This window comes from Kitasatospora sp. NPDC002965 (genome assembly GCF_040611255.1).
Lineage (GTDB): Bacteria > Actinomycetota > Actinomycetes > Streptomycetales > Streptomycetaceae > Kitasatospora.
Window position 1 is genome coordinate 37492 of record NZ_JBEXNT010000025.1, and the last position, 21064, is coordinate 58555.

General features: G+C 71.3%; 19 protein-coding genes. All 19 read right to left on the reverse strand.

Features of this window, described 5'->3' with window-relative positions; genetic code table 11:
- The 19 genes from ABZY91_RS13390 to ABZY91_RS13480 all read right to left on the reverse strand — a co-directional run bounded on the left by ABZY91_RS13390 (position 1) and on the right by ABZY91_RS13480 (position 20949).
- Positions 1 to 915 (reverse strand): F0F1 ATP synthase subunit gamma, encoded by a 915-nt coding sequence (locus ABZY91_RS13390; RefSeq protein WP_329883013.1) that lies wholly within the window; start codon positions 913 to 915, stop codon positions 1 to 3.
- Positions 916 to 947: 32 nt separating this feature from the next.
- Positions 948 to 2522, reverse strand: coding sequence for a F0F1 ATP synthase subunit alpha (atpA, locus tag ABZY91_RS13395; protein ID WP_329883014.1), 1575 nt, complete (start codon positions 2520 to 2522; stop codon positions 948 to 950).
- A gap of 156 nt (positions 2523 to 2678) precedes the next feature.
- Complete coding sequence (locus tag ABZY91_RS13400; protein WP_329883015.1) at positions 2679 to 3494, reverse strand: F0F1 ATP synthase subunit delta; 816 nt, start codon at positions 3492 to 3494, stop codon at positions 2679 to 2681.
- A complete protein-coding gene (locus ABZY91_RS13405; protein ID WP_329883016.1) occupies positions 3491 to 4048 on the reverse strand; it encodes a F0F1 ATP synthase subunit B in 558 nt (185 codons plus the stop codon). The genes ABZY91_RS13400 and ABZY91_RS13405 overlap by 4 nt, the downstream gene beginning before the upstream one ends.
- A 34-nt stretch (positions 4049 to 4082) precedes the next feature.
- Positions 4083 to 4319, reverse strand: a complete 237-nt coding sequence (atpE, locus tag ABZY91_RS13410) for an ATP synthase F0 subunit C (RefSeq protein WP_329883017.1) — start codon at positions 4317 to 4319, stop codon at positions 4083 to 4085.
- Positions 4320 to 4414: 95 nt separating this feature from the next.
- Complete coding sequence (gene atpB / locus ABZY91_RS13415) at positions 4415 to 5227, reverse strand: F0F1 ATP synthase subunit A (protein WP_329883018.1); 813 nt, start codon at positions 5225 to 5227, stop codon at positions 4415 to 4417.
- A 285-nt stretch (positions 5228 to 5512) separates the two neighbouring features.
- Complete coding sequence (locus ABZY91_RS13420) at positions 5513 to 5956, reverse strand: hypothetical protein (RefSeq protein ID WP_329883019.1); 444 nt, start codon at positions 5954 to 5956, stop codon at positions 5513 to 5515.
- 291 nt (positions 5957 to 6247) lie between these two features.
- Complete coding sequence (locus ABZY91_RS13425; protein WP_355402140.1) at positions 6248 to 7609, reverse strand: MraY family glycosyltransferase; 1362 nt, start codon at positions 7607 to 7609, stop codon at positions 6248 to 6250.
- A 160-nt stretch (positions 7610 to 7769) separates the two neighbouring features.
- On the reverse strand, positions 7770 to 9062 hold the full coding sequence (locus tag ABZY91_RS13430) for a serine hydroxymethyltransferase (protein WP_355402142.1): 1293 nt from the start codon (positions 9060 to 9062) through the stop codon (positions 7770 to 7772).
- Between the two features lie 162 nt (positions 9063 to 9224).
- Positions 9225 to 9866 carry a protein-tyrosine-phosphatase gene (locus ABZY91_RS13435; protein ID WP_329883206.1) on the reverse strand — a complete coding sequence of 214 codons (642 nt, stop codon included), beginning with the start codon at positions 9864 to 9866 and terminating at the stop codon, positions 9225 to 9227.
- Positions 9867 to 9895: 29 nt separating this feature from the next.
- Entirely contained in the window at positions 9896 to 10543 is a 648-nt protein-coding gene (locus ABZY91_RS13440) for an L-threonylcarbamoyladenylate synthase (protein ID WP_327680712.1), read from the reverse strand.
- A 46-nt stretch (positions 10544 to 10589) separates the two neighbouring features.
- Complete coding sequence (gene prmC, locus ABZY91_RS13445) at positions 10590 to 11456, reverse strand: peptide chain release factor N(5)-glutamine methyltransferase (protein ID WP_329883023.1); 867 nt, start codon at positions 11454 to 11456, stop codon at positions 10590 to 10592.
- A gap of 58 nt (positions 11457 to 11514) precedes the next feature.
- Positions 11515 to 12591: a peptide chain release factor 1 gene (gene prfA, locus ABZY91_RS13450; protein WP_329883024.1), complete on the reverse strand. Its 1077-nt coding sequence runs from the start codon at positions 12589 to 12591 to the stop codon at positions 11515 to 11517.
- A gap of 127 nt (positions 12592 to 12718) precedes the next feature.
- Positions 12719 to 12940 (reverse strand): 50S ribosomal protein L31, encoded by a 222-nt coding sequence (gene rpmE, locus ABZY91_RS13455; RefSeq protein ID WP_030057539.1) that lies wholly within the window; start codon positions 12938 to 12940, stop codon positions 12719 to 12721.
- A gap of 148 nt (positions 12941 to 13088) precedes the next feature.
- Entirely contained in the window at positions 13089 to 14342 is a 1254-nt protein-coding gene (locus ABZY91_RS13460; RefSeq protein WP_355402145.1) for an LCP family protein, read from the reverse strand.
- A gap of 181 nt (positions 14343 to 14523) precedes the next feature.
- Positions 14524 to 16641 (reverse strand): transcription termination factor Rho, encoded by a 2118-nt coding sequence (gene rho, locus ABZY91_RS13465; RefSeq protein WP_329883026.1) that lies wholly within the window; start codon positions 16639 to 16641, stop codon positions 14524 to 14526.
- Between the two features lie 632 nt (positions 16642 to 17273).
- Positions 17274 to 18209: a homoserine kinase gene (gene thrB, locus ABZY91_RS13470; RefSeq protein WP_355402147.1), complete on the reverse strand. Its 936-nt coding sequence runs from the start codon at positions 18207 to 18209 to the stop codon at positions 17274 to 17276.
- A gap of 340 nt (positions 18210 to 18549) precedes the next feature.
- Complete coding sequence (thrC, locus tag ABZY91_RS13475; protein WP_329883207.1) at positions 18550 to 19647, reverse strand: threonine synthase; 1098 nt, start codon at positions 19645 to 19647, stop codon at positions 18550 to 18552.
- 9 nt (positions 19648 to 19656) lie between these two features.
- A complete protein-coding gene (locus ABZY91_RS13480; protein ID WP_329883028.1) occupies positions 19657 to 20949 on the reverse strand; it encodes a homoserine dehydrogenase in 1293 nt (430 codons plus the stop codon).
- Positions 20950 to 21064: the final 115 nt, after the last annotated feature.

Genomic DNA, 21064 nt, shown 5'->3' on the forward strand with positions numbered 1-21064 from the left:
TCATTCGCTCCCGCGGCTCGCGTCAGCGAGCGCGTTCGCGCCACCGACGATCTCGCTGATTTCCTGGGTGATCTCGGCCTGACGGGCCGAGTTGGCAAGCCGCGTGAGCGACTTGATGAGCTCGCCGGCGTTGTCCGTCGCGCTCTTCATCGCGCGGCGGCGGGCGGCGTGCTCGGAGGCAGCCGACTGCAGCAGCGCGTTGTAGATCCGGCTCTCCACGTACCGCGGCAGCAGGGCGTCCAGGACGCCCTCCGCCGACGGCTCGAAGTCGTAGAGCGGGAAGATCTCCGCCTTGGCGGACGACTCGTCGCTGAGCTGGACCTCGTCGAGCTTCAGCGGCAGCAGCCGGGCGTCGACCGCGGTCTGCGTCAGCATCGACTCGAACCGGGTCGAGATCACGTGGACCTCGTCCACGCCACCGGTCTCGGCCGTGAAGGCCTCGATCAGCGCGGCCGAGACGGCCTTGGCGTCCCCGTAGGTCGGCTTGTCCGAGAAGCCCGTCCAGGTCTCCGCGACGGCGAGGTCACGGAAGCCGTAGAACGAGACGCCCTTGCGGCCGACGACGTACGTCACCACGTCCTTGCCCTCGGACCGCAGACGCTCGGAGAGCGCCAGCGAGGCCTTGATGGCGTTGGACGAGTAGCCGCCCGCCAGACCGCGGTCCGCCGTGATCAGCAGGACTGCGGCACGCGTGGCGTTCGGGTTCTCGCTGGTGAGCGGGTGCTTGGCGTTGGACCGGGTGGCCACCGCCGTCACCGCCCGAGTGAGCTCGTCGGCGTACGGGGTGGAGGCGGCCACCGAGCGCTGCGCCTTGCCGATGCGCGCTGCGGAGATCATCTCCATCGCCTTGGTGATCTTCTTCGTCGCGGTGACAGAGCGGATCCGGCGCTTGTAGACCCGAAGCTGTGCTCCCATGGGTCGTTACGTCCTTTCCCTCGCTACCGGACTCAGGCCTGCTCGGAGAGCAGCTTGCCGTCAGCGGTCTGGTAGCCCTGCTTGAAGGCACCGATCGCGGTGGCCAGCGCGTCGACGGTGCCGTCGGCCAGCAGGCCGGTCTCGACGATGCCGGCGAGCAGGTCCTTGTGCTGCAGACGCACGTGGTCCAGGAACTCGCGCTCGAAGCGGCGGATCTCGGCGACCGGGACGTCGTCCAGCTGACCGGTGGTGCCGGCCCAGATGGAGACGACCTGCTCCTCGACCGGGAACGGCTGGTACTGGCCCTGCTTCAGCAGCTCGACCATGCGCGCACCGCGCTCCAGCTGGGCCTTGGAGGCCGCGTCCAGGTCGGAACCGAAGCCGGCGAAGGCCTCCAGCTCACGGTACTGGGCGAGGTCCAGGCGCAGACGGCCGGCGACCGAGCGCATGGCCTTGATCTGGGCGGAGCCACCGACGCGGGAGACCGAGATACCGACGTTCACGGCCGGGCGGATGCCGGCGTTGAACAGGTCGGACTCCAGGAAGCACTGGCCGTCGGTGATGGAGATGACGTTGGTCGGGATGTACGCCGACACGTCGTTGGCCTTGGTCTCGATGATCGGAAGACCGGTCATCGAGCCGCCGCCGAGCTCGTCGTTCAGCTTCGCGCAGCGCTCCAGCAGGCGGGAGTGCAGGTAGAAGACGTCGCCCGGGTACGCCTCGCGGCCCGGCGGGCGGCGCAGCAGCAGGGAAACGGAACGGTAGGCCTCGGCCTGCTTCGACAGGTCGTCGAAGATGATCAGGACGTGCTTGCCGTCGTACATCCACTCCTGGCCGATGGCGGAGCCGGTGTACGGAGCGAGGTACTTGAAGCCGGCCGGGTCGGAGGCGGGAGCGGCCACGATGGTGGTGTACTCCAGCGCGCCGGCCTCCTCCAGGGCGCCACGGACGGACGCGATGGTGGAGCCCTTCTGGCCCACGGCGACGTAGATGCAGCGGACCTGCTTCTCCGGGTCGCCCGAGCGCCAGTTGTCACGCTGGTTGATGATCGTGTCGACGGCCACCGCGGTCTTGCCGGTCTGGCGGTCGCCGATGATCAGCTGACGCTGGCCACGGCCGATCGGGGTCATCGCGTCGATGGCCTTGATGCCGGTCTGCAGCGGCTGCTTGACCGACTTGCGGGCCATGACGCCGGGGGCCTGCAGCTCCAGGGCACGGCGGCCGGTGGAAGCGATGTCGCCCAGACCGTCGATCGCGTTGCCCAGCGGGTCCACGACGCGGCCGAGGTAGCCGTCGCCGACCGGAACCGAGAGGACCTCGCCGGTGCGGCGCACCGTCTGACCCTCCTCGATGCCGCCGAACTCACCGAGGATGACGACACCGATCTCGCGGGTGTCGAGGTTCAGCGCGAGGCCGAGCGTGCCGTCCTCGAACTTCAGCAGCTCGTTGGCCATGACCGAGGGCAGGCCCTCGACATGGGCGATACCGTCCGCTGCGTCAGTGACCGTGCCGACCTCTTCCACAGAGGCGGCGTCCGGCTGGTACGACTGGACAAAGTCGGCCAGCGCGTCCCGGATCTCCTCCGGACGGATCGTAAGCTCCGCCATCAGGCTTCCCTGCTCTCCTAGTTTGCGATCCTCGGCCCGCCATTGAGGGCCGCAAGTACTCGACTCTCGGCCGGGTCGTATGAACCGGCCGTACGATTTGCCGACTCCGGTGGAGCCGGTTCCCGACCGAGGGTCGGATGTGCTGCTTGGGTGTGTTCAGCCTTCGAGCGACTGGCGAGCGCCCTCAAGGCGGCTCGACACGGTGCCCTCGATGATCTCGTCACCGATCTGCACCCGGACACCGCCGACGACCTCGGGGTCGACGTCGATGTTCAGGTGGACCTGGCGGCCGTACAGCCGGCCGAGAGCACCCGACAGGCGCTCCTTCTGGCTGTCCGACAGCGGCACCGCGGTGGTGACCAGGGCCACCACTCGGCCGCGCCGCGCGGCGGCGAGCTTCGAGTAGGACTCGAGGCCCTGCTCCAGGCTACGGCCACGCGGGTTGTTGACCAGGCTGGTGACCAGCCGGACGGTGCCCGCGTTGGCGCGGCCGCCGAGCAGCTTCCTGATCAGCGCAGCCTTGGCGGCGGCGCCGGCCTTCGGCTCGGTCAGCGCGGAGCGCAGCTCGTTGGAGCCGCTCACCACCCGGCCGAACCGGAACAGCTCGTCCTCGACGTCGTCCAGGGCACCGGCCTTCTCGGCGGCGATGACCTCGGCGTACGAGGACAGCTCCTCGACCGCGTCGACCAGGTCACGCGCGCCCGACCAGCGGGAGCGGACCAGGCCGGAGACCAGGTCGACAGCCTCGCCGGAAACCTGGCCGGACAGCAGCGAGGTGACCAGCTGCGCCTTGTCCTGACCCGACCGGGACGGGTCGGTCAGCACGCGGCGGAACGACACCTCACGGTCCAGCAGGGCCGTGACGGCGGTGAGCTCCTCGGCGAGCTTGGCCGCGTCCACCGAGGTGGAATCGGTCAGGCTCTCCAGGTTCTGCCGCCCGGCGACGAGGGCCTCGCGGCTGGCGCCGATCACTTGGCCGCGCCCTGAGCAACGGCGGCCTTGGACTCCAGCTCGTCCAGGAAGCGGTCGATGACACCGCTCTGCCGGGCGGAGTCCTCAAGGGACTCGCCCACGATGCGGGACGCCAGCTGGGAGGCCAGCGAGCCCACGTCCTGGCGCAGGGCGGCGGACGCCTGCTTCTTGTCGGCCTCGATCTGGGCGTGGCCGGCGGCGACGATGGCCTCGCGCTGACGCTGGCCCTCCTCGCGCATCTCGGTGAGCTGGGCTGCGCCCTGCTCGCGAGCCTGCTCGACGATGCGGGCAGCCTCGTGACGCGCGTCGGCGAGCTCGGCGCGGTACTGCTCAAGCAGGGCCTGGGCCTCGGCCTGGGCGGCCTCGGCGCGCTCCATGCCGCCCTCGATGGCGTCCCGGCGCTCCGACAGCACCTTCTCGATGCTGGGGAGGAGCTTCTTGCCGAGCAGACCGAAGACGATGAAGAAGCAGATCAGGCCGATGATGATCTCGGGCCACGCGGGGAGGAGAGGATTCATCTTCTCCTCGGCCGCGAGCTGCGCCGCGATGCTCATATCTGGACCTTCCTCGAAAGGGTCTTCGGCGGGATTACTTGTTGCCGAAGACGAACGGCATGACGATGCCGATCAGAGCGAGGGCCTCGGTGAGCGCGAAGCCGATGAACATGTTGGCGCGGATGAGACCGGCCGCCTCGGGCTGGCGGGCCATGGCCTGGACACCGTTACCGAAGATCAGACCGACGCCGATGCCGGGGCCGATGGCGGCGAGGCCGTAGCCGATCGAGGCGACGGAACCGTAGACAGTGCCCTCAGCGAGGAAGCTCATTGCAGTTGTCCTTTGCAGGGGTGGTGAACCGGTGGTGATTGGCCACCGGGCATTCCGGGAGGTGTGGTTCGGGGGTGGGGCCGGGGGCCCCAGGCTCAGTGCGCCTCTTCGAGGGCACCGGCGATGTAGCTGCTGGCCAGCATCACGAAGATGTAGGCCTGCAGGAACTGGACCAGCAGCTCGAAGGCGGTCAGCGCGATGGTCACGACGAAGGAGGCCGTGCCGTACAGCGCGCCCAGGGTCGGGCTGAGCAGGTACCAGGAGGCGATGGAGAACATCACGATCAGCAGGTGGCCGGCGAACATGTTCGCGAAGGCTCGGACCGCGAGCGTGAAGGGGCGCACGAAGATGTTCGAGAAGAACTCGATCGGCACCAGGATGAACATGACCCAGCCGGGGATGCCCGACGGCCAGCAGAGGTTCTTGAAGCCGCCGACGAAGCCGTGCTTCTTGAAGGTCAGCGTCATGTAGGTGAGCCACACGACGGCTGCGAGGCCGGCCGGGAAGGCGATCGCCGCGGTCACCGGGAACTGGGCGAACGGGATGATCGACATGATGTTCATCAACCAGATGAAGAAGAACATCGAGACGAGCATCGGGACGTACTTCTCGCCCTTCTTGCCGATCGTCTCCAGAACGATGGAGCGCTTGACGAAGTCGTAGCCGATCTCACCGACCAGCTGCAGCTTGCCGGGGACGAGCCGCGGCTTCGCGAAGGCGGCCCAGAAGAACAGAACGACCAGTACCGCAACGATCATCGACAGCAGCATCGGCTTGTTGAACTCGAAGCTGCCGATCGTGAAAATCGGCTCGAACTGGAACTCGTTCAGACCCGGGGCCGGGAAGCCGCAGCCAGCGTCCCCGAAGTGGCAACTGCCTGAGGCGAGGGACGTGAGTTCAGCACTCACCACGGACTCCTTCGTCGTGACGCATGGTTACGGCAACCTCGGTGTGTCGGCGTGGCCTGCGACCACGGAGCGGCACTGGAACTTGATGGGTTTCTCGCCGACCCCGCCCGGCAGTGCGCTGCACCGCCGCGGGATCATCGAAGACTGCGCGGATCCGGGGGGCGATCGGTCCGCCGTGCGGACAGACCTGGCCTCTTCCCGTACTCCGTTGTTGCGACGGACGATAGCAGCCCGTCAGCGCGGCATAAACACCGCCCCCCTCGTTGGGGGGACAGAGGGGCGCCGTCACTGTTGACGCCCCTTGTCGGACGGCTTGTTGCCCTTGTTTTCAGAGGCGTTGGGGTCGACGTAGAACATCTTCGCCTTCAGTGCGCCGCGCACCTGGAACCCCGTCCAGATGAGTGCGCAGCCGAGCAGCGTGAAGGCGAAGGCCTGCCGGTTGAAGAGCTCGGTGTCCTTGAACACGGCCAGCACGATGCCGACCAGCAGGATCTGCGTCGTGTACACGAGCAGCGCCGCGGCCATCATGATGTGCGGGTTCGACCTGGTCAGCCGGTCGAGCGCGACCTGACCCGAGGTGAAGAAGGCCATCACCAGCAGCGTTCCGAAGAGGGCGCCGAGCAAGCCCTTGCCACCCGCGACTGCAAAGGAGATCGCCATGGCGAGGACTCCGGCGACCGCAGTGGGGATCGCGGCGCCTCGGAGGATCCGGGCGTCGTTGGACGGCATGTCGGCAACTCCGGCGGCATGTCGATGGCGGGGGGACGGGCACAGAACGTGATGGTGACACCGGACCGGAACCGCCGCGGACCGGCCGCTCTGCGGCGAGTCCGTCGAGGGAGACCGGCCAGGGACGGAAGTCATCCACCTGTGAGGTCTTTCGGCGTGTTCTCGGTACTCGTGAACGGTATCACAAACTATTTGATGAGAGCTTTACCATGAATGTGTGGTACCTGTCACACCGATGGCCCAACAGTGCCGCCGAACGGGTGAGGGGGCTTGACAGGACGTCACTTCGCCCTACCGGCCGCGCCCGTGGCCGTGACCACGGCTTCCGGTCGCGGAGGAACCCTTCGGCAGCCCCCCGAGCAGTCGCTTGTCCTCGGCGGACAGCTCGGCCATCGGTTCGGTGGCGGACTCCGAGGCGGACTCGGCGGTCAGGGCCGTGCCCTCCTCCTCGCGCACCGCCGCCGGGGCGGACTTCCGGCCCGCCGGACGGCGGCGGTAGCGCGGCGGGACGAAGGCCTGCACCGCGCGCGGGGCCCGCGGCCGGAACCGCGGGGTCAGCAGCACCACCAGGCCGACCAGGCAGAGCCCGGCCAGCATCAGCACCAGGGTGCGGCCGGTGTTGGTGACCGAGAAGGCGACGGTCCCGAAGGCGATCAGCGCGGCCCAGAAGTACATGATCAGCACGGCGCGGCTGTGCGAGTGGCCGACCTGGAGCAGTCGGTGGTGCAGGTGCCGCTTGTCCGCGGCGAACGGCGACTGGCCGGCCCAGGTGCGGCGGACCACGGCGAGCAGCAGATCCGCCAGCGGCAGCGCGATGACCGTCAGCGGCAGCAGCAGCGGGATGTAGATCGGCACCAGGGCGTGCACGGTGAGGGTCTGCGAACCCGTCTCGCTGGTGATCAGGTCGGGGTCGACCCGGCCGGTGATCGAGATCGCCGCGACGGCCAGCATCAGGCCCAGCATCATCGAACCGGAGTCGCCCATGAAGATCCGGGCCGGGTGCATGTTGTGCGCCAGGAAGCCCAGGCACATGCCGATCAGCAGCACGCTGAAGAGCACGGCGGGGGCGGCGTCACTGATCGTGTAGCCGTACCAGAGCCGGTAGGAGTACAGGAAGAAGGCCATCGCGGCGATGCAGACCATGCCGCCGGCCAGGCCGTCCAGGCCGTCGATGAAGTTCACCGCGTTGACCATGACGACGACCAGGGTGACCGAGATGACCATGCCCTGGGTCGGGCTGACCGCGACCGGGCCGGAGCCGGGCACCGGCAGGGTGATCACCGTGACGCCCTGCCACACCATCACGCCGGCGGCGATCATCTGGCCGCCCAGCTTCACCAGCGCGTCCACGCCCCACTTGTCGTCCAGCACGCCGAGCAGCCACATGATCCCGGCGCCGGAGAGCAGCGCGCGGATGTCGGTGCCCTGCGAGAACACCTTGCTCAGGTTGTCCAGCTGGGAGGCGACCAGGATGCCGGCGCAGAGGCCGCCGAACATCGCGATGCCGCCGAGCCGCGGGGTGGGTTCGCGGTGCACGTCGCGGGCGCGGACCGGGGGCATCGCCCCCGCCGCGATGGCGAACTTCCGCACCGGGCCGGTCAGCAGGTAGGTGACGGCCGCGGTGCAGAACAGCACCAGCAGATACTCACGCACCACTGGCCTCCTGCTGCACTGTCCGACGGGTGGGTACCGAAGGTACGCCCGTGCCTGTCCGGGGTTCGAGGTGCGTCGCCACGGCACACACCTTATTGAGTCGGACGCCGGGTGCGTGCATCGCGGTTCGCCCTACCGGGTAGGAGATCGGTTCATCCGGTCAGCGGCGGCCCGCGAACGCCCCCGCCAGCTCCCGGACCCGCTCCCCCACCCGGACGTCCGTGCCCCCGGCGAGCAGCCGTCCGATCAGCCCGGCGATCTCCGTCAGCTCGCTCTCGCCCATGCCCTGGGAGGTCACCGTGCCGGTGCCCAGGCGGATGCCGGAGGCCTCGGACGGCGGCGCCGGGTCGTACGGCAGCGCGCACTTGCCGAGCAGCAGCCCGGCGACGGCGCAGCGCCGCTCCGCCTCGGCGCCGCTCACCCCGAGCGGGCCGACGTCGACCGTCACCAGGTGGGTGTCGGTCCCGCCGGTCAGTGGACGCGCCCCCGCCGCTTCGAGCCCCGCCGCCAGCACCCGCGCCCCCGCGACGGTGCGGTGCGCGTACGCGCGGTAGGCGGGCGTGGCGGCCTCGGCCAGGGCGACGGCCTTGCCGGCCACCTCGTTCATCGCGGCGCCGCCCTGGGTGAACGGGAAGACCGCCCGGTCGATCCGGTCGGCCAGCTCGGCGGTGGAGAGCAGCAGGCCCCCGCGCGGCCCCCGGAGCAGTTTGTGGGTGGCGGCCACGGTGACGTCCGCGTACGGCACCGGGGAGGGCGCCAGGCCCGCCGCGATCAGGCCGGTGGTCTGCGCGACGGTGGCGACCAGGTAGGCGTCCACCTCGTCGGCGATCTCCCGGAAGGCGGCCCAGTCCGGGTGCCGGGGGTGCGAGATGGAGCCGGCCACGATGGCCTTGGGGCGGTGCAGGCGGGCCAGTTCGCGGACCTGGTCGAGGTCGACCAGCCCGTCCTCGCGGCGCACCCCGTAGCCGACGAACTCGAACCACCGGCCGGAGAAGTTGGCCCGCGAGCCGCAGCTGAGGTGGCCGCCGTGCTCCAGCGACATCGCCAGCACCGCGTCCCCCGGCCGCAGCAGCGCCGCGTAGGCGGCCAGCATCGCCGAGGTGGCCGAACGCGGCTGGACGTTGGCGTGCGGCGCCGTGAACAGCGCGCGGGCCCGGTCGACGGCCAGCAGTTCGGCGGCGTCGGCCAGCGCGCAGCCGGTGTGGTGGCGCCGGCCCGGGTAGCCCTCGGCGTACTTGTCGATCAGCGGGCCGGCGAGCGCGGCCAGCACGGCCGGGCTGGTGAGGTTCTCCCCGGCCAGCAGCTGGATCGTCTCGGCCCGCCGCTCGGCCTCGGCGGCGAGCAGGTCGGCGATCTGGGGGTCGGCCCGGTGGAGGACCTCGTCGGGCGCCCCGGACGCCCACCGGCGCCCCGTCGTCTCGGTGGAACCGGTCGCGGCATCGGTGACGGTCATGGCGGGGCTCCCGGGCGGCATGGGGCCACCTCCCGGTCGGAGGCCGGGAGAGGGTGAGGGTTCCTCCAGCGTAGGACCGGCCCCCGGGAGCGGCGCGGCGGCGCGGGCCGGGATGCACCCGCCCGGGCGCCCGGACGGTCACGGCCTACGGGGCCGCCCTGCTCAGTAGCGCGCGGGAACCCCGGTGAGCGCGGTGACCACCGGGTCGACCGCGTGGAATATCTCCTCGCCGCAGTTGCGGAACATGCCGATCGGCGCGCCGTACGGGTCGTGCACCTCGTCAGACTCGGGGGTGGCGGCGAGCAACCAGCCGCGCAGCGAGGCGGCGGCCCGGACCAGCGCGCGGGCGCGCTCGGTCACGTCGGCGCCGCGTCGCGGGTCCGGGAGGGTGCCGGGGTCGATCGTCCGGACCAGGCGGGTGAACTCCTTCATGGTGAAGGTGCGCAGGCCGGCCTCGTGCCCCATCGAGATGACCTGGGCCCGGTGGTCCAGGGTCGCGGTGAGCACCAGGTCGGCCTCGACCACGTGCTCGTCCAGCAGCTCACGGCCGGTGAAGCCGCCGCTGTCGGCGCCGTACTCGTCCAGCACCGTGGCGGCGTGGTCCTCCATCGGTGCGCCCTCGTGGCCCCAGGTGCCGGCCGACTCCACCAGGATGCGGCCGGCCACCCGCGGGTTCAGCCGGGTGTCCAGCTCACGCCTGGTGAGCCGCTCGGCGATCGGCGAGCGGCAGATGTTGCCGGTGCACACGTACAGGATCCGGAAGTGGTCCAGCGGCCTGGGGCCCACGGCCAGGTACGGCGATATGCCGGGCCCGGCATGGAGGGAGGCGGCCGTCAACTGCCGGCCTCCAGGTCGGGGACGACCTCCCTCAGCTGCTCGGCGGTGATCGCGCCGGCCCGCAGCAGCACCGGGACCTTGCCCGTGACATCGACGATCGACGAGGCCTGCGCGTGGTCGGCCGTGCCGCCGTCCAGGTAGACCGAGATGGCGTCGCCGAGCTGCTGCTCGGCCTCGTCACAGGTGGACGGCGACGGCCCGCCGGTCCGGTTGGCGCTGGAGACCGCCAGCGGGCCGGTGGTGTTCAGCAGCTCGATGGCGACCGGGTGCAGCGGCATCCGGACGGCGACCGTGCCCCGGGTCTCGCCGAGGTCCCAGCGCAGCGAGGGCTGGTGCTTGGCGACCAGGGTGAGCCCGCCCGGCCAGAACGCGTCGACCAGCTCCCAGGCCTGCTCGGAGAAGTCGGTGACCAGCCCGTGCAGGGTGGTCGGCGAGCCGACCAGGACGGGTGAGGGCATGTTGCGGCCACGGCCCTTGGCGGCGAGCAGGGCGGCGACGGCCTCCGGTGAGAAGGCGTCCGCACCGACCCCGTAGAGGGTGTCGGTGGGCAGCACGACGAGTTCGCCCCGGCGGATGGCCGAGGCGGCCTCGCGCAGGCCCGTCGCGCGGTCCCCTGCGTCGGCACAGTCGTAGCGGCGGCTCATCGGTGCGGTCCCCTTCCGAGACAACTCATCACGTGGACGGACGCGGTCACAGCGACGCCTTGCGCGCCGTGGTGAATCGCGGCCGGTTGTTCAGATCGCGGTGGTCGGCGGTGTCGGTCCAGCCGGCTTCCTCGTTGAAGATCCACGGGACCTGGCCGCCCTGGGTGTCGGCGTGCTCGATCACCACGGCGCCGCCCGGGCGCAGGAGCCTGGCGGCGACCCGCTGGATGCCCCGGATGGTGTCCAGGCCGTCCTCGCCGGAGAAGAGCGACATCTGCGGATCGTGGTCGCGGGCCTCCGGCGCGACGTACTCCCACTCGGTGAGCGGGATGTACGGCGGGTTGGAGATGACCAGGTCGAAGCGGCCGTCCCAGCCGTGGTCGCCCTCGAAGGCGCGGGTGGCGTCACCCTCGTGCAGGGTGATCCGGGCGCGGTCGGGCGAGGCCCCGATGTTGCGCCGGGTGTAGGGCAGCGCGCCCTCGTCGAGCTCGAAGGCGTGCACGGTGGAGCGCGGCAGCTCCTGCGCCAGGGCGAGCGCGATGGCGCCGGATCCGGAGCAGAGGTCGACCACCAGCGGCTCGGCCACGTCCATGTCGCGGACCGCGTCTATGGCCCACTCGACCACGGACTCGGTCTCCGGCCGGGGTACGAAGACACCGGGGCCGACCGCCAGCTCCAGGTAGCGGAAGAACGCCCGCCCGGTGATGTGCTGGAGCGGCTCGCGTGCCTCCCGCCGGGAGACGGCCTCCCAGTAGCGGGCGTCGAAGTCCGCGTCCTTGACCGTGTGCAGTTGGCTGCGCTTGACGCTGTGGACGTGTGCGGCGAGTTCCTCCGCGTCGAAGCGCGGCGACGGCACGCCGGCCGCGGCCAACCGCTGGGTGGCCTGGGCCACCTCGGCGAGTAGCAGGTTCATCCGTACGACCTCTTGCTTCCGCTCTCCGGCCTCGACGTCGGTCTCGCTGCCGCAGGTGTCAGTTCTGTTGGGCCGCGGCCAGCTTGGCCGCCGCGTCCGTGTCGACGCAGGACTGGATCACCGCGTTCAGGTCGCCGTCCAGGACCTGGTCCAGGTTGTACGACTTGAAGCCCGTGCGGTGGTCCGAGATGCGGTTCTCCGGGTAGTTGTACGTCCGGATCCGCTCGGAACGGTCCACCGTGCGGACCTGGCTGCGACGGGCGTCCGAAGCCTCCCGCTCGGCCTCCTCCTGCGCGGCGGCCAGCAGCCGCGAACGCAGGATGCGCATCGCCTGCTCCTTGTTCTGGAGCTGGCTCTTCTCGTTCTGGCAGGAGGCCACGATACCGGTCGGCAGGTGGGTGATCCGGACCGCGGAGTCGGTGGTGTTGACCGACTGCCCGCCGGGGCCGGACGAACGGTAGACGTCGATCCGCAGGTCGTTGGCCACGATCTCGACCTCGACCTCCTCCGCCTCGGGGGTGACCAGCACGCCGGCCGCCGAGGTGTGGATGCGGCCCTGCGACTCCGTGGCCGGCACGCGCTGCACGCGGTGCACGCCGCCCTCGTACTTCAGCCGGGCCCAGACGCCCTGACCGGGCTCGGTGCTGCCCTTGGTCTTGACGGCGACGGAGACGTCCTTGTAGCCGCCGAGGTCGGACTCGTTGGAGTCGATGATCTCGGTCTTCCAGCCGATCCGCTCGGCGAAGCGCAGGTACATCCGGAGCAGGTCACCGGCGAAGAGCGCCGACTCCTCGCCGCCCTCACCCGCCTTGATCTCCAGGATGACGTCCTTGTCGTCGTTCGGGTCGCGCGGGACCAGCAGCAGCCGCAGTTCCTCGGTCAGTTGCTCGCGGCGGGCCTCGGAGTCCTTCACCTCGGCCAGGAACTCCGGCTCCTCGGCCGCGAGTTCACGGGCGGCCTGGATGTCCTCACCGGCCTGCTTCCACTCCCGGAAGACCCGGGTGATCGGGGTCAGCTCGGCGTACCGCTTGGCCAGCTTGCGCGCGTTGGCCTGGTCGGCGTGGACGGACGGGTCGGCCAGCCTCGTCTCGAGGGCGGCGTGCTCGACGAGGAGCTCTTCGACTGCCTCGAACATGGGGTGGCCTTCTTCCCGGGGTGTGGGTGGGTGGGATCGCTGAGGCTGCGGGGGGACGCGAACGGCGCCGGTCCCCAGCGCCCCCGGAACGAGTACGGGGGCGCCGGGAACCGGCGCCGAGGGAGCGCTAGGCCTTCGCGCTGTGCTGCTTGCCGAAGCGGGCCTCGAAGCGGGCCACGCGGCCACCGGTGTCGAGGATCTTCTGCTTGCCGGTGTAGAACGGGTGGCACTGCGAGCAGACCTCGGCGCGGATCTCGCCACTGGTCTCGGTCGAGCGGGTGGTGAACTCGGCGCCGCAGGTGCAGGTCACACGGGTGACCACGTACTCGGGGTGAACGTTGGGCTTCAAGGGGTTCTCCTAGGTTCGGGAGGGCACCGGGTCGGCGGCTGGGACGCCGCACGTGAACCGGGACCGACGGACCAGTCTGCCAGGACGGGTCGCTTCTTCCCAAACCGGGGCGCGTTCCGGGATATTCCGGGCCCCCGGCCGGGCGTGTTCACCGCCGTGCGGGAGCCGTCGGGACGGTCCCGGTGGCGGTCCCGGTGGCGGTCCCCGCGGGGGCACCGGCGGGGGCCGTCGCAGGGGCGGTGGCCGTGGCACCGGGCGCCTTGGCGCGGCCGGTGGGGCCGGTGGGGCCGGTGGCACCGGCGGGGCCCTTGACGGGGGCCTTGGGGGCGCCGGTGGGGGTGGCCGTGGGCGTGGCCTGCGCCGGGTTCTGCGGCTGCGCCACGACGACCGCCGACGGCAGCGGCCGGTCGCCCTTCAGGGCCGCCCAGACCTGGTCGGCCTGCGGCTGCTGCTGGACCACCCGGTCCGGGTCGCTCGGCGCGGTCACCACGGGCAGGGTGACCATGGTGAGCCGGTCCGGCCCGATGCCCTTGAGTTCCTCGGCGAGCCCGACGAGGGCGTTGACCGAGGCGAGCGCGGAGTCGGTGGTGATGCTGCGGGTCAGGGTGTCGCCGGTCGACCAGAGCTTGGCCGGGTTGGTCAGCAGCCCCGCCCCGCCGGCCCGGTCGAGCAGTGAGCGCACCATCTGCTTCTGCAGCTCGATCCGGCCGAGGTCGCTGCCGTCCCCGACGCCGTGCCGGGTGCGGACGAAGGCCAGCGCCTGCTCGCCGTCGAGGCGGTGCTCACCGGGCGGGAGGTCCAGCCCGCTGTCCTTGTCGCGGATGGCCACCGTGGTGGTCACGGTGACCCCGCCGATCGCGTCCACGACCCGGGCGAAGCCCTCGAAGTCAACCTCGACGTAGTGGTCCATCCGCAGCCCGCTGATCTGCTCCGCGGTCTTCACCGCGCACGCCGCGCCCCCGGTCTCGTACGCGCTGTTGAACATCGCGCGTTTCGCCGCCGGGGTGGTCCGCCCCCCGGCGTCGGTGCACTCGGGGCGCGGGACGAGGGTGTCGCGGGGTATCGAGACCACGTCGGCGCGCGAGTGGTCCTGGTTGACGTGCACGACCATCGCGGTGTCCGAGCGCGCCGTGCCGTCGGCGTCGCCGCCGGCCAGGCCGGCGTTGCCGCCGGCGCGCGAGTCCGAGCCCAGCACCAGCAGGTTGAACGACCCGTCGGTGGCCGTGGGCGGCCGGGAGGTGCCCAGCCGGGCGTTGATGTCGACGCTCCTGATGTTGGCGTTCAGCCGGTGGTACGCGTAGCCGGCCGCTCCGGCCCCGAGGACGACGAGCGCGGCGAACGCACACGCGGCCACGCGCAGGAGCCTGCGGCGGCGGTTCGGAACCCTCTTGTGCTCGGCCATACGATCCAGAATAAATCGGACAAGATGCCGTAAAGACCTCAAGATGTCCCGACTCTGGAACAAACCTCCGAAATGGATCTTCCCGACAAACCTCCGGAGACCCCGCAGCCCCCGGAACACGACGAACCCCGGCCCGCTCGCGCGGGCCGGGGTTCCGTGTCGAGAAACCGTCTCGCGACGGTCAGTCGCCGGACCCGGGGGTCGTCTTGGCGATCTGCATCAGGAACTCGGCGTTGGACTTGGTCTGCTTCATCTTGTCCAGCAGCAGCTCGATCGCCTGCTGCGAGTCGAGCGCGTGCAGCACCCGGCGCAGCTTCCAGACGATCGCCAACTCCTCGCTGCCGAGCAGGATCTCCTCCTTGCGGGTGCTGGAGGCGTCCACGTCGACGGCCGGGAAGATGCGCTTGTCCGAGAGCTTCCGGTCGAGCTTGAGCTCCATGTTGCCGGTGCCCTTGAACTCCTCGAAGATCACCTCGTCCATCCGCGAGCCGGTCTCGACCAGCGCGGTGGCCAGGATGGTCAGCGAGCCGCCGTTCTCGATGTTGCGCGCGGCGCCGAAGAACTTCTTCGGCGGGTACAGCGCGGTCGAGTCGACACCACCGGACAGGATGCGGCCGGAGGCCGGCGCCGCCAGGTTGTAGGCACGGCCGAGACGGGTGATCGAGTCCAGCAGGATCACCACGTCGTGGCCCAGCTCCACCAGGCGCTTGGCGCGCTCGATGGCCAGCTCGGCCACCGTGGTGTGGTCCTCCGCCGGGCGGTCGAAGGTCGAGGAGATGACCTCGCCCTTCACCGACCGCTGCATGTCGGTGACCTCTTCCGGACGCTCGTCGACCAGGACGACCATCAGGTGGCACTCGGGGTTGTTGTGGGTGATCGCGTTGGCGACCGCCTGCAGCACCATCGTCTTACCGGTCTTCGGCGGCGCGACGATCAGACCGCGCTGGCCCTTGCCGATCGGCGACACGAGGTCGATGATCCGGGTGGTCAGCACGCCCGGGTCGGTCTCCAGACGGAGCCGGTCCTGCGGGTACAGCGGGGTGAGCTTGTTGAACTCGGGGCGGCCGCGGCCGCTCTCCGGGTCCATCCCGTTGACGGAGTCCAGCCGCACCATGGCGTTGAACTTCTCGCGGCGCTCGCCGTCGCGCGGCTGACGCACCGCACCGGTGATGGCGTCGCCCTTGCGCAGGCCGTTCTTGCGGACCTGGGCGAGCGAGACGTAGACGTCGTTCTGGCCCGGCAGGTAGCCGGAGGTCCGCACGAACGCGTAGTTGTCGAGGATGTCCAGGATGCCCGCGACCGGGATCAGGACGTCGTCCTCGCCGACCTGCGGCTCGGCCGGGCCGGCCTCGAAGCCCTCGCGGCGGCTGCTGCCACGGCCACGGCGGTCGCGGTAGCGGCCGCGCCGGCCACGGCGCCCGTCGCCGAACTCGTCGTCGTCGAAGCCGCCCTGGGGCTGCGCCTGCTGCACCTGCTGCGGCTGGGCCTGCTGGCCGCCGCTCGGGCGGCTCTGCTGGCTGTCGCCCTGGGTGCTCTGGGCGCCCTGCTGCTGGGGGCGCTCGGTACGGTCCCGGCGGTTGCGGCGGTCGCGGCGCGACTCGCGCCCGTCGCCGTCCTGGCCGGCCTGGGCCTCGCCGGCCTCCTGGCGGCCCTCGCGCTCGCCGGCCTCGCGGCCACCGCGGCGGTCACGACGGTCGCGGCGGGTCTCGCTGCGACCCTCCTCGCGGTTCTCGAAGGCGCGGGCGCCCTCGGGACGGGCCTCGGCCTGCTTGGCCTCGGTCGCCACGGCGGCGGGCGCCTCGGCGGCCTCGGCCACCGGGGCGCCGGCGGCCGAGGTGGCCCGGCGGCGGGTCCGCTCGGTCCGGGCGGGGGCGGCGGTCTCGGCGGCGGCCTGGACCGGGATCTCGATCTGGGCCTGCGCCTCGGCGGCGGCGGGGGCCTCGGCCGCAGCAGCGGCGGCGGCCTTGGTGCGGCGGGCGGGCTTCTCGGCCGGCTCGGCGGCCTCGGCCTTGGCGGCGCGCTTGGCGGCCGGAGCGGCCGCGGCGGCGGTCCCGGCGCCGGCGAGCAGCGGGTCTCCGCCGCTCTTCTCCTTGATGGTCTCGATCAGCTGGCTCTTGCGCATGCGTCCGGTACCGGTGATGCCAAGGTCCGCGGCGAGCTTCTGCAGCTCGGCCAGGACCATGCCGTCCAGGCCCGCGGCAGCGGTACGACGGCGTCGCGCCGGAGCCGCGGGGGCGGCGGCTGCGTCCGACGCCTCGGCGTCCGGGCGCGCGCCCATCAGATCGGTGGTGTCGCTCACTAAGGGTCCTTCCCTGGAGCGGACGTCGGCCTGTCTGGCTCGGCGACCGGTTGTGCTGTCCTGACCAACGCTCGTCTGCGTCGGTCCGAGGCGGTGATCCCCCGGATGGCGGTGTGCCGGTCGGGGGAGAGCTGCGAGGTGCGGTGCATGAAGCACGGTGGTGCTGAGTGGCGTGGTGGAACGGTCGAACGTCGACCCGCCCCCAGCCTTCGGCCGGGTGGTACCCCCACCCCAGCTTTCGGCGGGGAGATATCCCCACGCTGCCTGCGAATCCCGGGCCCCCGTCGCGTGACGGTGGCCCGTGCTCCGCCCGTCCTGTGCCTCAAGGTGGGAGGCCGCGGGTGGGAGTCAGGTGCCGTCACGGCTTCGGGATGCGGCCGCAAGTCGCGCAGGCAGGCTGCGTACGCGCTGCGGTGGGCTCCCGGAGAATCGTCGCCCCGTATATCGCCGGGACTCCGCTGGTGCGGAGTGCTGGGATCGGGACGCGGCGCACCTAGCCCCGGAGGGCACCTGGTGCAGCAATGAGGTTAACACTACCGACCCCCTCAGACATTCCCCAGCCTTGCGCTTGCCAATCGTGTCCGGACGGCCCGGCTCCGGCGCACCGGTCCGGGCCCGCTCCGAACGGGTGCTCAGACGTCGAGCGGGAGCACCGTGGCCCCGGTCCGGTCGAGCTCCAGCCGGTGCGCGGCGAACACCGGGCCGCCGGAACCGTGGTCCTCGGCGAAGGACAGGACCTTCTGCACGCCCGCCTCGTCGGTGAGCGCGAGCACGGTCGGGCCCGCGCCGGAGATCACCGCGGCGACGCCCTCCGCACGGAGCGCGCCCACCAGGGCGGCGCTGTCCGGCATCGCGGAGGCCCGGTAGTCCTGGTGCAGCCGGTCCTCGGTGGCGGCGAGCAGCAGCTCGGGGCGCCGGGTCAGGGCCTCGACCAGCAGCGCGGCGCGACCCGCGTTGACGGCGGCGTCGGCCAGCGGGACGGTCTTCGGCAGCAGGCCGCGGGCGGTCTCGGTGAGCACCTCGGTGGCCGGTACGAAGACCACCGGGACGACCTGGTCGGAGGGCTCCAGGGCGACCGCCCGGGCGGTGTCCTCCTCGGTCCAGGCCACCGTGAAGTTGCCGCGCAGGCAGGCCGCGACGTTGTCCGGGTGGCCCTCCAGCTCGGAGGCGAGGGCGAGCAGGGCGTCGTCGTCCAGCGCGGACGGGCCGCCGATGGTGACGGCGCGGGCCGCCACGATGCCGGCGCAGATCGCGGCGGACGACGAGCCCAGGCCGCGGCCGTGCGGTATGCGGTTGGCGCAGACGACTTCGAGGCCGCGCGGCTGGCCGCCGAGACGGTCGAAGGCGGCGCGCATCGAGCGGACCACGAGGTGGCGCTCGTCGCGGGCCAGGCTGTCGGCACCCTCACCGGCGATGTCGACGGAGAGCCCGGAGTCGGAGACCCGGACGACCACGTCGTCGTACAGACCCAGCGCGAGTCCGAAGGCGTCGAAGCCGGGGCCGAGGTTGGCACTGGTCGCGGGGACCCGGACCCGGACGGCGGCGGCACGGAACGCAGGACCGGCCATGCGGTGGACTCTCCTGGGGAAATCGGGCGGCGCGAAGCGCGTCGGTGCGAGGGTGGGAGGGGGCCGCGGGCCCCGGCCGGGGCGGTCGGTCACAGTCGATGGTGCGGCTCCCGCGGTGGGGCCGGACCCGGGGCATGTGCCACACGGCCGAACCCAGAGTATCGAAGAGAGGTTCCACAGCGGTACACCCCGTGGGCCTTCCGTCTGGTGTGTTGCCGGTTCTGGCCGGAATCCATGCCGGAATCGGATCGGAAAGCGCCGTGGAATTGACACAAAAGTGTCAGTCGAGAACGACGCAGGGCCGACCCCCGAAAGGGTCGGCCCGGCGTTCGGTCACGGGTCAGTCGAGCAGGCCGAGGCGCTGCGCGGCGGTCTCCGGGTCGATCGGGACGATCTGCGGCTGCGGCGCGCCGGCCACCGCCCAGTCCGGGTCCTTGAGGCCGTTGCCGGTCACCGTGCAGACGATCCGCTGGCCCGGGTCGACCAGGCCGGCCTCCGCCTTGGCCAGCAGACCGGCCACCGAGGCGGCCGACGCGGGCTCCACGAAGACGCCCTCCTGCGAGGCCAGGAGCCTGTAGGCGGACAGGATCTGACGGTCGGTCACCTTGTCGATCAGGCCACCCGACTCGTCCCGCGCGGCGAGCGCGTAGTCCCAGGAGGCCGGGTTGCCGATCCGGATCGCGGTGGCGATGGTCTGCGGCTTGAGCACCGGGGCGCCGTCCACGATCGGGGCGGAGCCGGCGGCCTGGAAGCCCCACATCCGCGGGGTGCGGGCGGCCAGGCCGTCCGCCGCGTACTCGCGGTAGCCCTTCCAGTACGCGGTGATGTTGCCCGCGTTGCCGACCGGCAGGACGTGGATGTCCGGCGCGTCGCCGAGCATGTCGACGATCTCGAAGGCCGCGGTCTTCTGGCCCTCGATGCGAACCGGGTTCACCGAGTTGACCAGCGCCACCGGATACTTCTCGGACAGTTCACGCGCAAGGGTGAGGCAGTCGTCGAAGTTCCCGTCCACCTGAAGGATCTTGGCGCCGTGGACCAGCGCCTGGCCCATCTTGCCGAGGGCGATCTTGCCCTGCGGGACCAGCACCGCCGACACCATCCCGGCCCGCACCGCGTAGGCGGCGGCGGAGGCCGAGGTGTTGCCGGTGGAGGCGCAGATGACGGCCTGGGCGCCGTCCTCCTTCGCCTTGGAGATGGCCATCGTCATGCCGCGGTCCTTGAAGGACCCGGTCGGGTTGGCGCCCTCGACCTTGAGGTAGACCTCGCAGCCGGTGCGCTCGGAGAGCACCTGGGCGGGAACCAGCGGGGTGCCGCCCTCCAGCAGCGTGACCACCGGGGTGGCCTCGCTGACCGGCAGGCGGTCCCGGTACTCCTCGATCAGGCCGCGCCACTGGTGGGTGTGGGTGCCTCTGGCCGCGTTCTCGGCAACGCCGCTCATCATCTGTTCCTACTCCCCTTCGACCCGCATGATGCTGGCCACGTCGCGCACGCTGTCCAGTGCGCGGAGCTTGTCCACCGTCGCCGACAGGGCGGCGTCGGTGGCCCGGTGGGTGACCACGACGAGCGAGGCGTCGCCGTCGCGGCCCTGCTGGCGCACGGTGTCGATGGACACCCCGTGCTCGGCGAAGACCGACGCGACCTGGGCGAGCACGCCCGCGCGGTCGTCGACGTCCAGGCTGACGTGGTAGCGGGTGATCACCTCGTCCATCGGCTTGGCCGGCAGCTGCGTGTACACCGAGTTGCCGGGGCCGGTGGCACCGGCGAGCTTGTTGCGACAGACCGCGACCAGGTCGCCGAGGACCGCCGAGGCGGTCGGCGCGCCGCCCGCGCCCGGGCCGTAGAACATCAGCCGTCCGGCCGCCTCGGCCTCGACGAACACCGCGTTGTACGCCTCGCGGACGGACGCCAGCGGGTGCGACAGCGGGATCATCGCCGGGTGGACGCGCGCGGTGACCGACTCGCCGTCGGCCGCCCGCTCGCAGATCGCCAGCAGCTTGACCACGCAGCCCATCTTCTTGGCGGAGGCGATGTCGGCGGCGGTCACCTCGGTCAGGCCCTCGCGGTAGACGTCCGCCGCGGTCACCTTGGTGTGGAAGGCGATGCCGGCCAGGATCGCGGCCTTGGCGGCGGCGTCGAAGCCCTCCACGTCGGCCGTCGGGTCGGCCTCGGCGTAGCCGAGCGCAGTGGCCTCCTCCAGCGCCTCCGAGTAGCCGGCGCCGGTGCTGTCCATCTTGTCGAGGATGAAGTTGGTGGTGCCGTTGACGATGCCCAGCACCCGGTTCACCCGGTCACCGGCCAGCGACTCGCGCAGCGGGCGGATCAGCGGGATCGCACCGGCCACCGCGGCCTCGTAGTAGAGGTCCACGCCGGCCTCGGCCGCCGCCGCGTGCAGTTCGGTGCCGTCCTTGGCGAGCAGCGCCTTGTTGGCGCTGACCACCGAGGCGCCCTGCCGGAACGCCGACAGGATGAGGTGTTTGGACGGCTCGATGCCGCCCACCACCTCGATCACCACGTCGATGTCGCCCCGGTTGACCAGGGCCTCGGCATCGGTGGTGATCAGGTGGTCGGGCACGCCCGGCCGGGGGCGGCCCGCCCGGCGGACCGCGACACCGACGAGCTCGACCGGCGCGCCGATGCGCGCGGCGAGGTCGGCGGCGTCTGTCGTCATGATGCGCGCCACCTCGGAGCCCACCACACCACAGCCCAGCAACGCCACCTTCAGCGGCCGCGTACGCATCATCCGACTCCGCTCTGCATTCATCGTGCTTCGGTTCGTCCGGCGGGATTTCATGCCCCCGCCGGACCTTCGGTCCGTACCAGTCTCCGGGACTTTCCGTACGGATCTACGGTCGTTC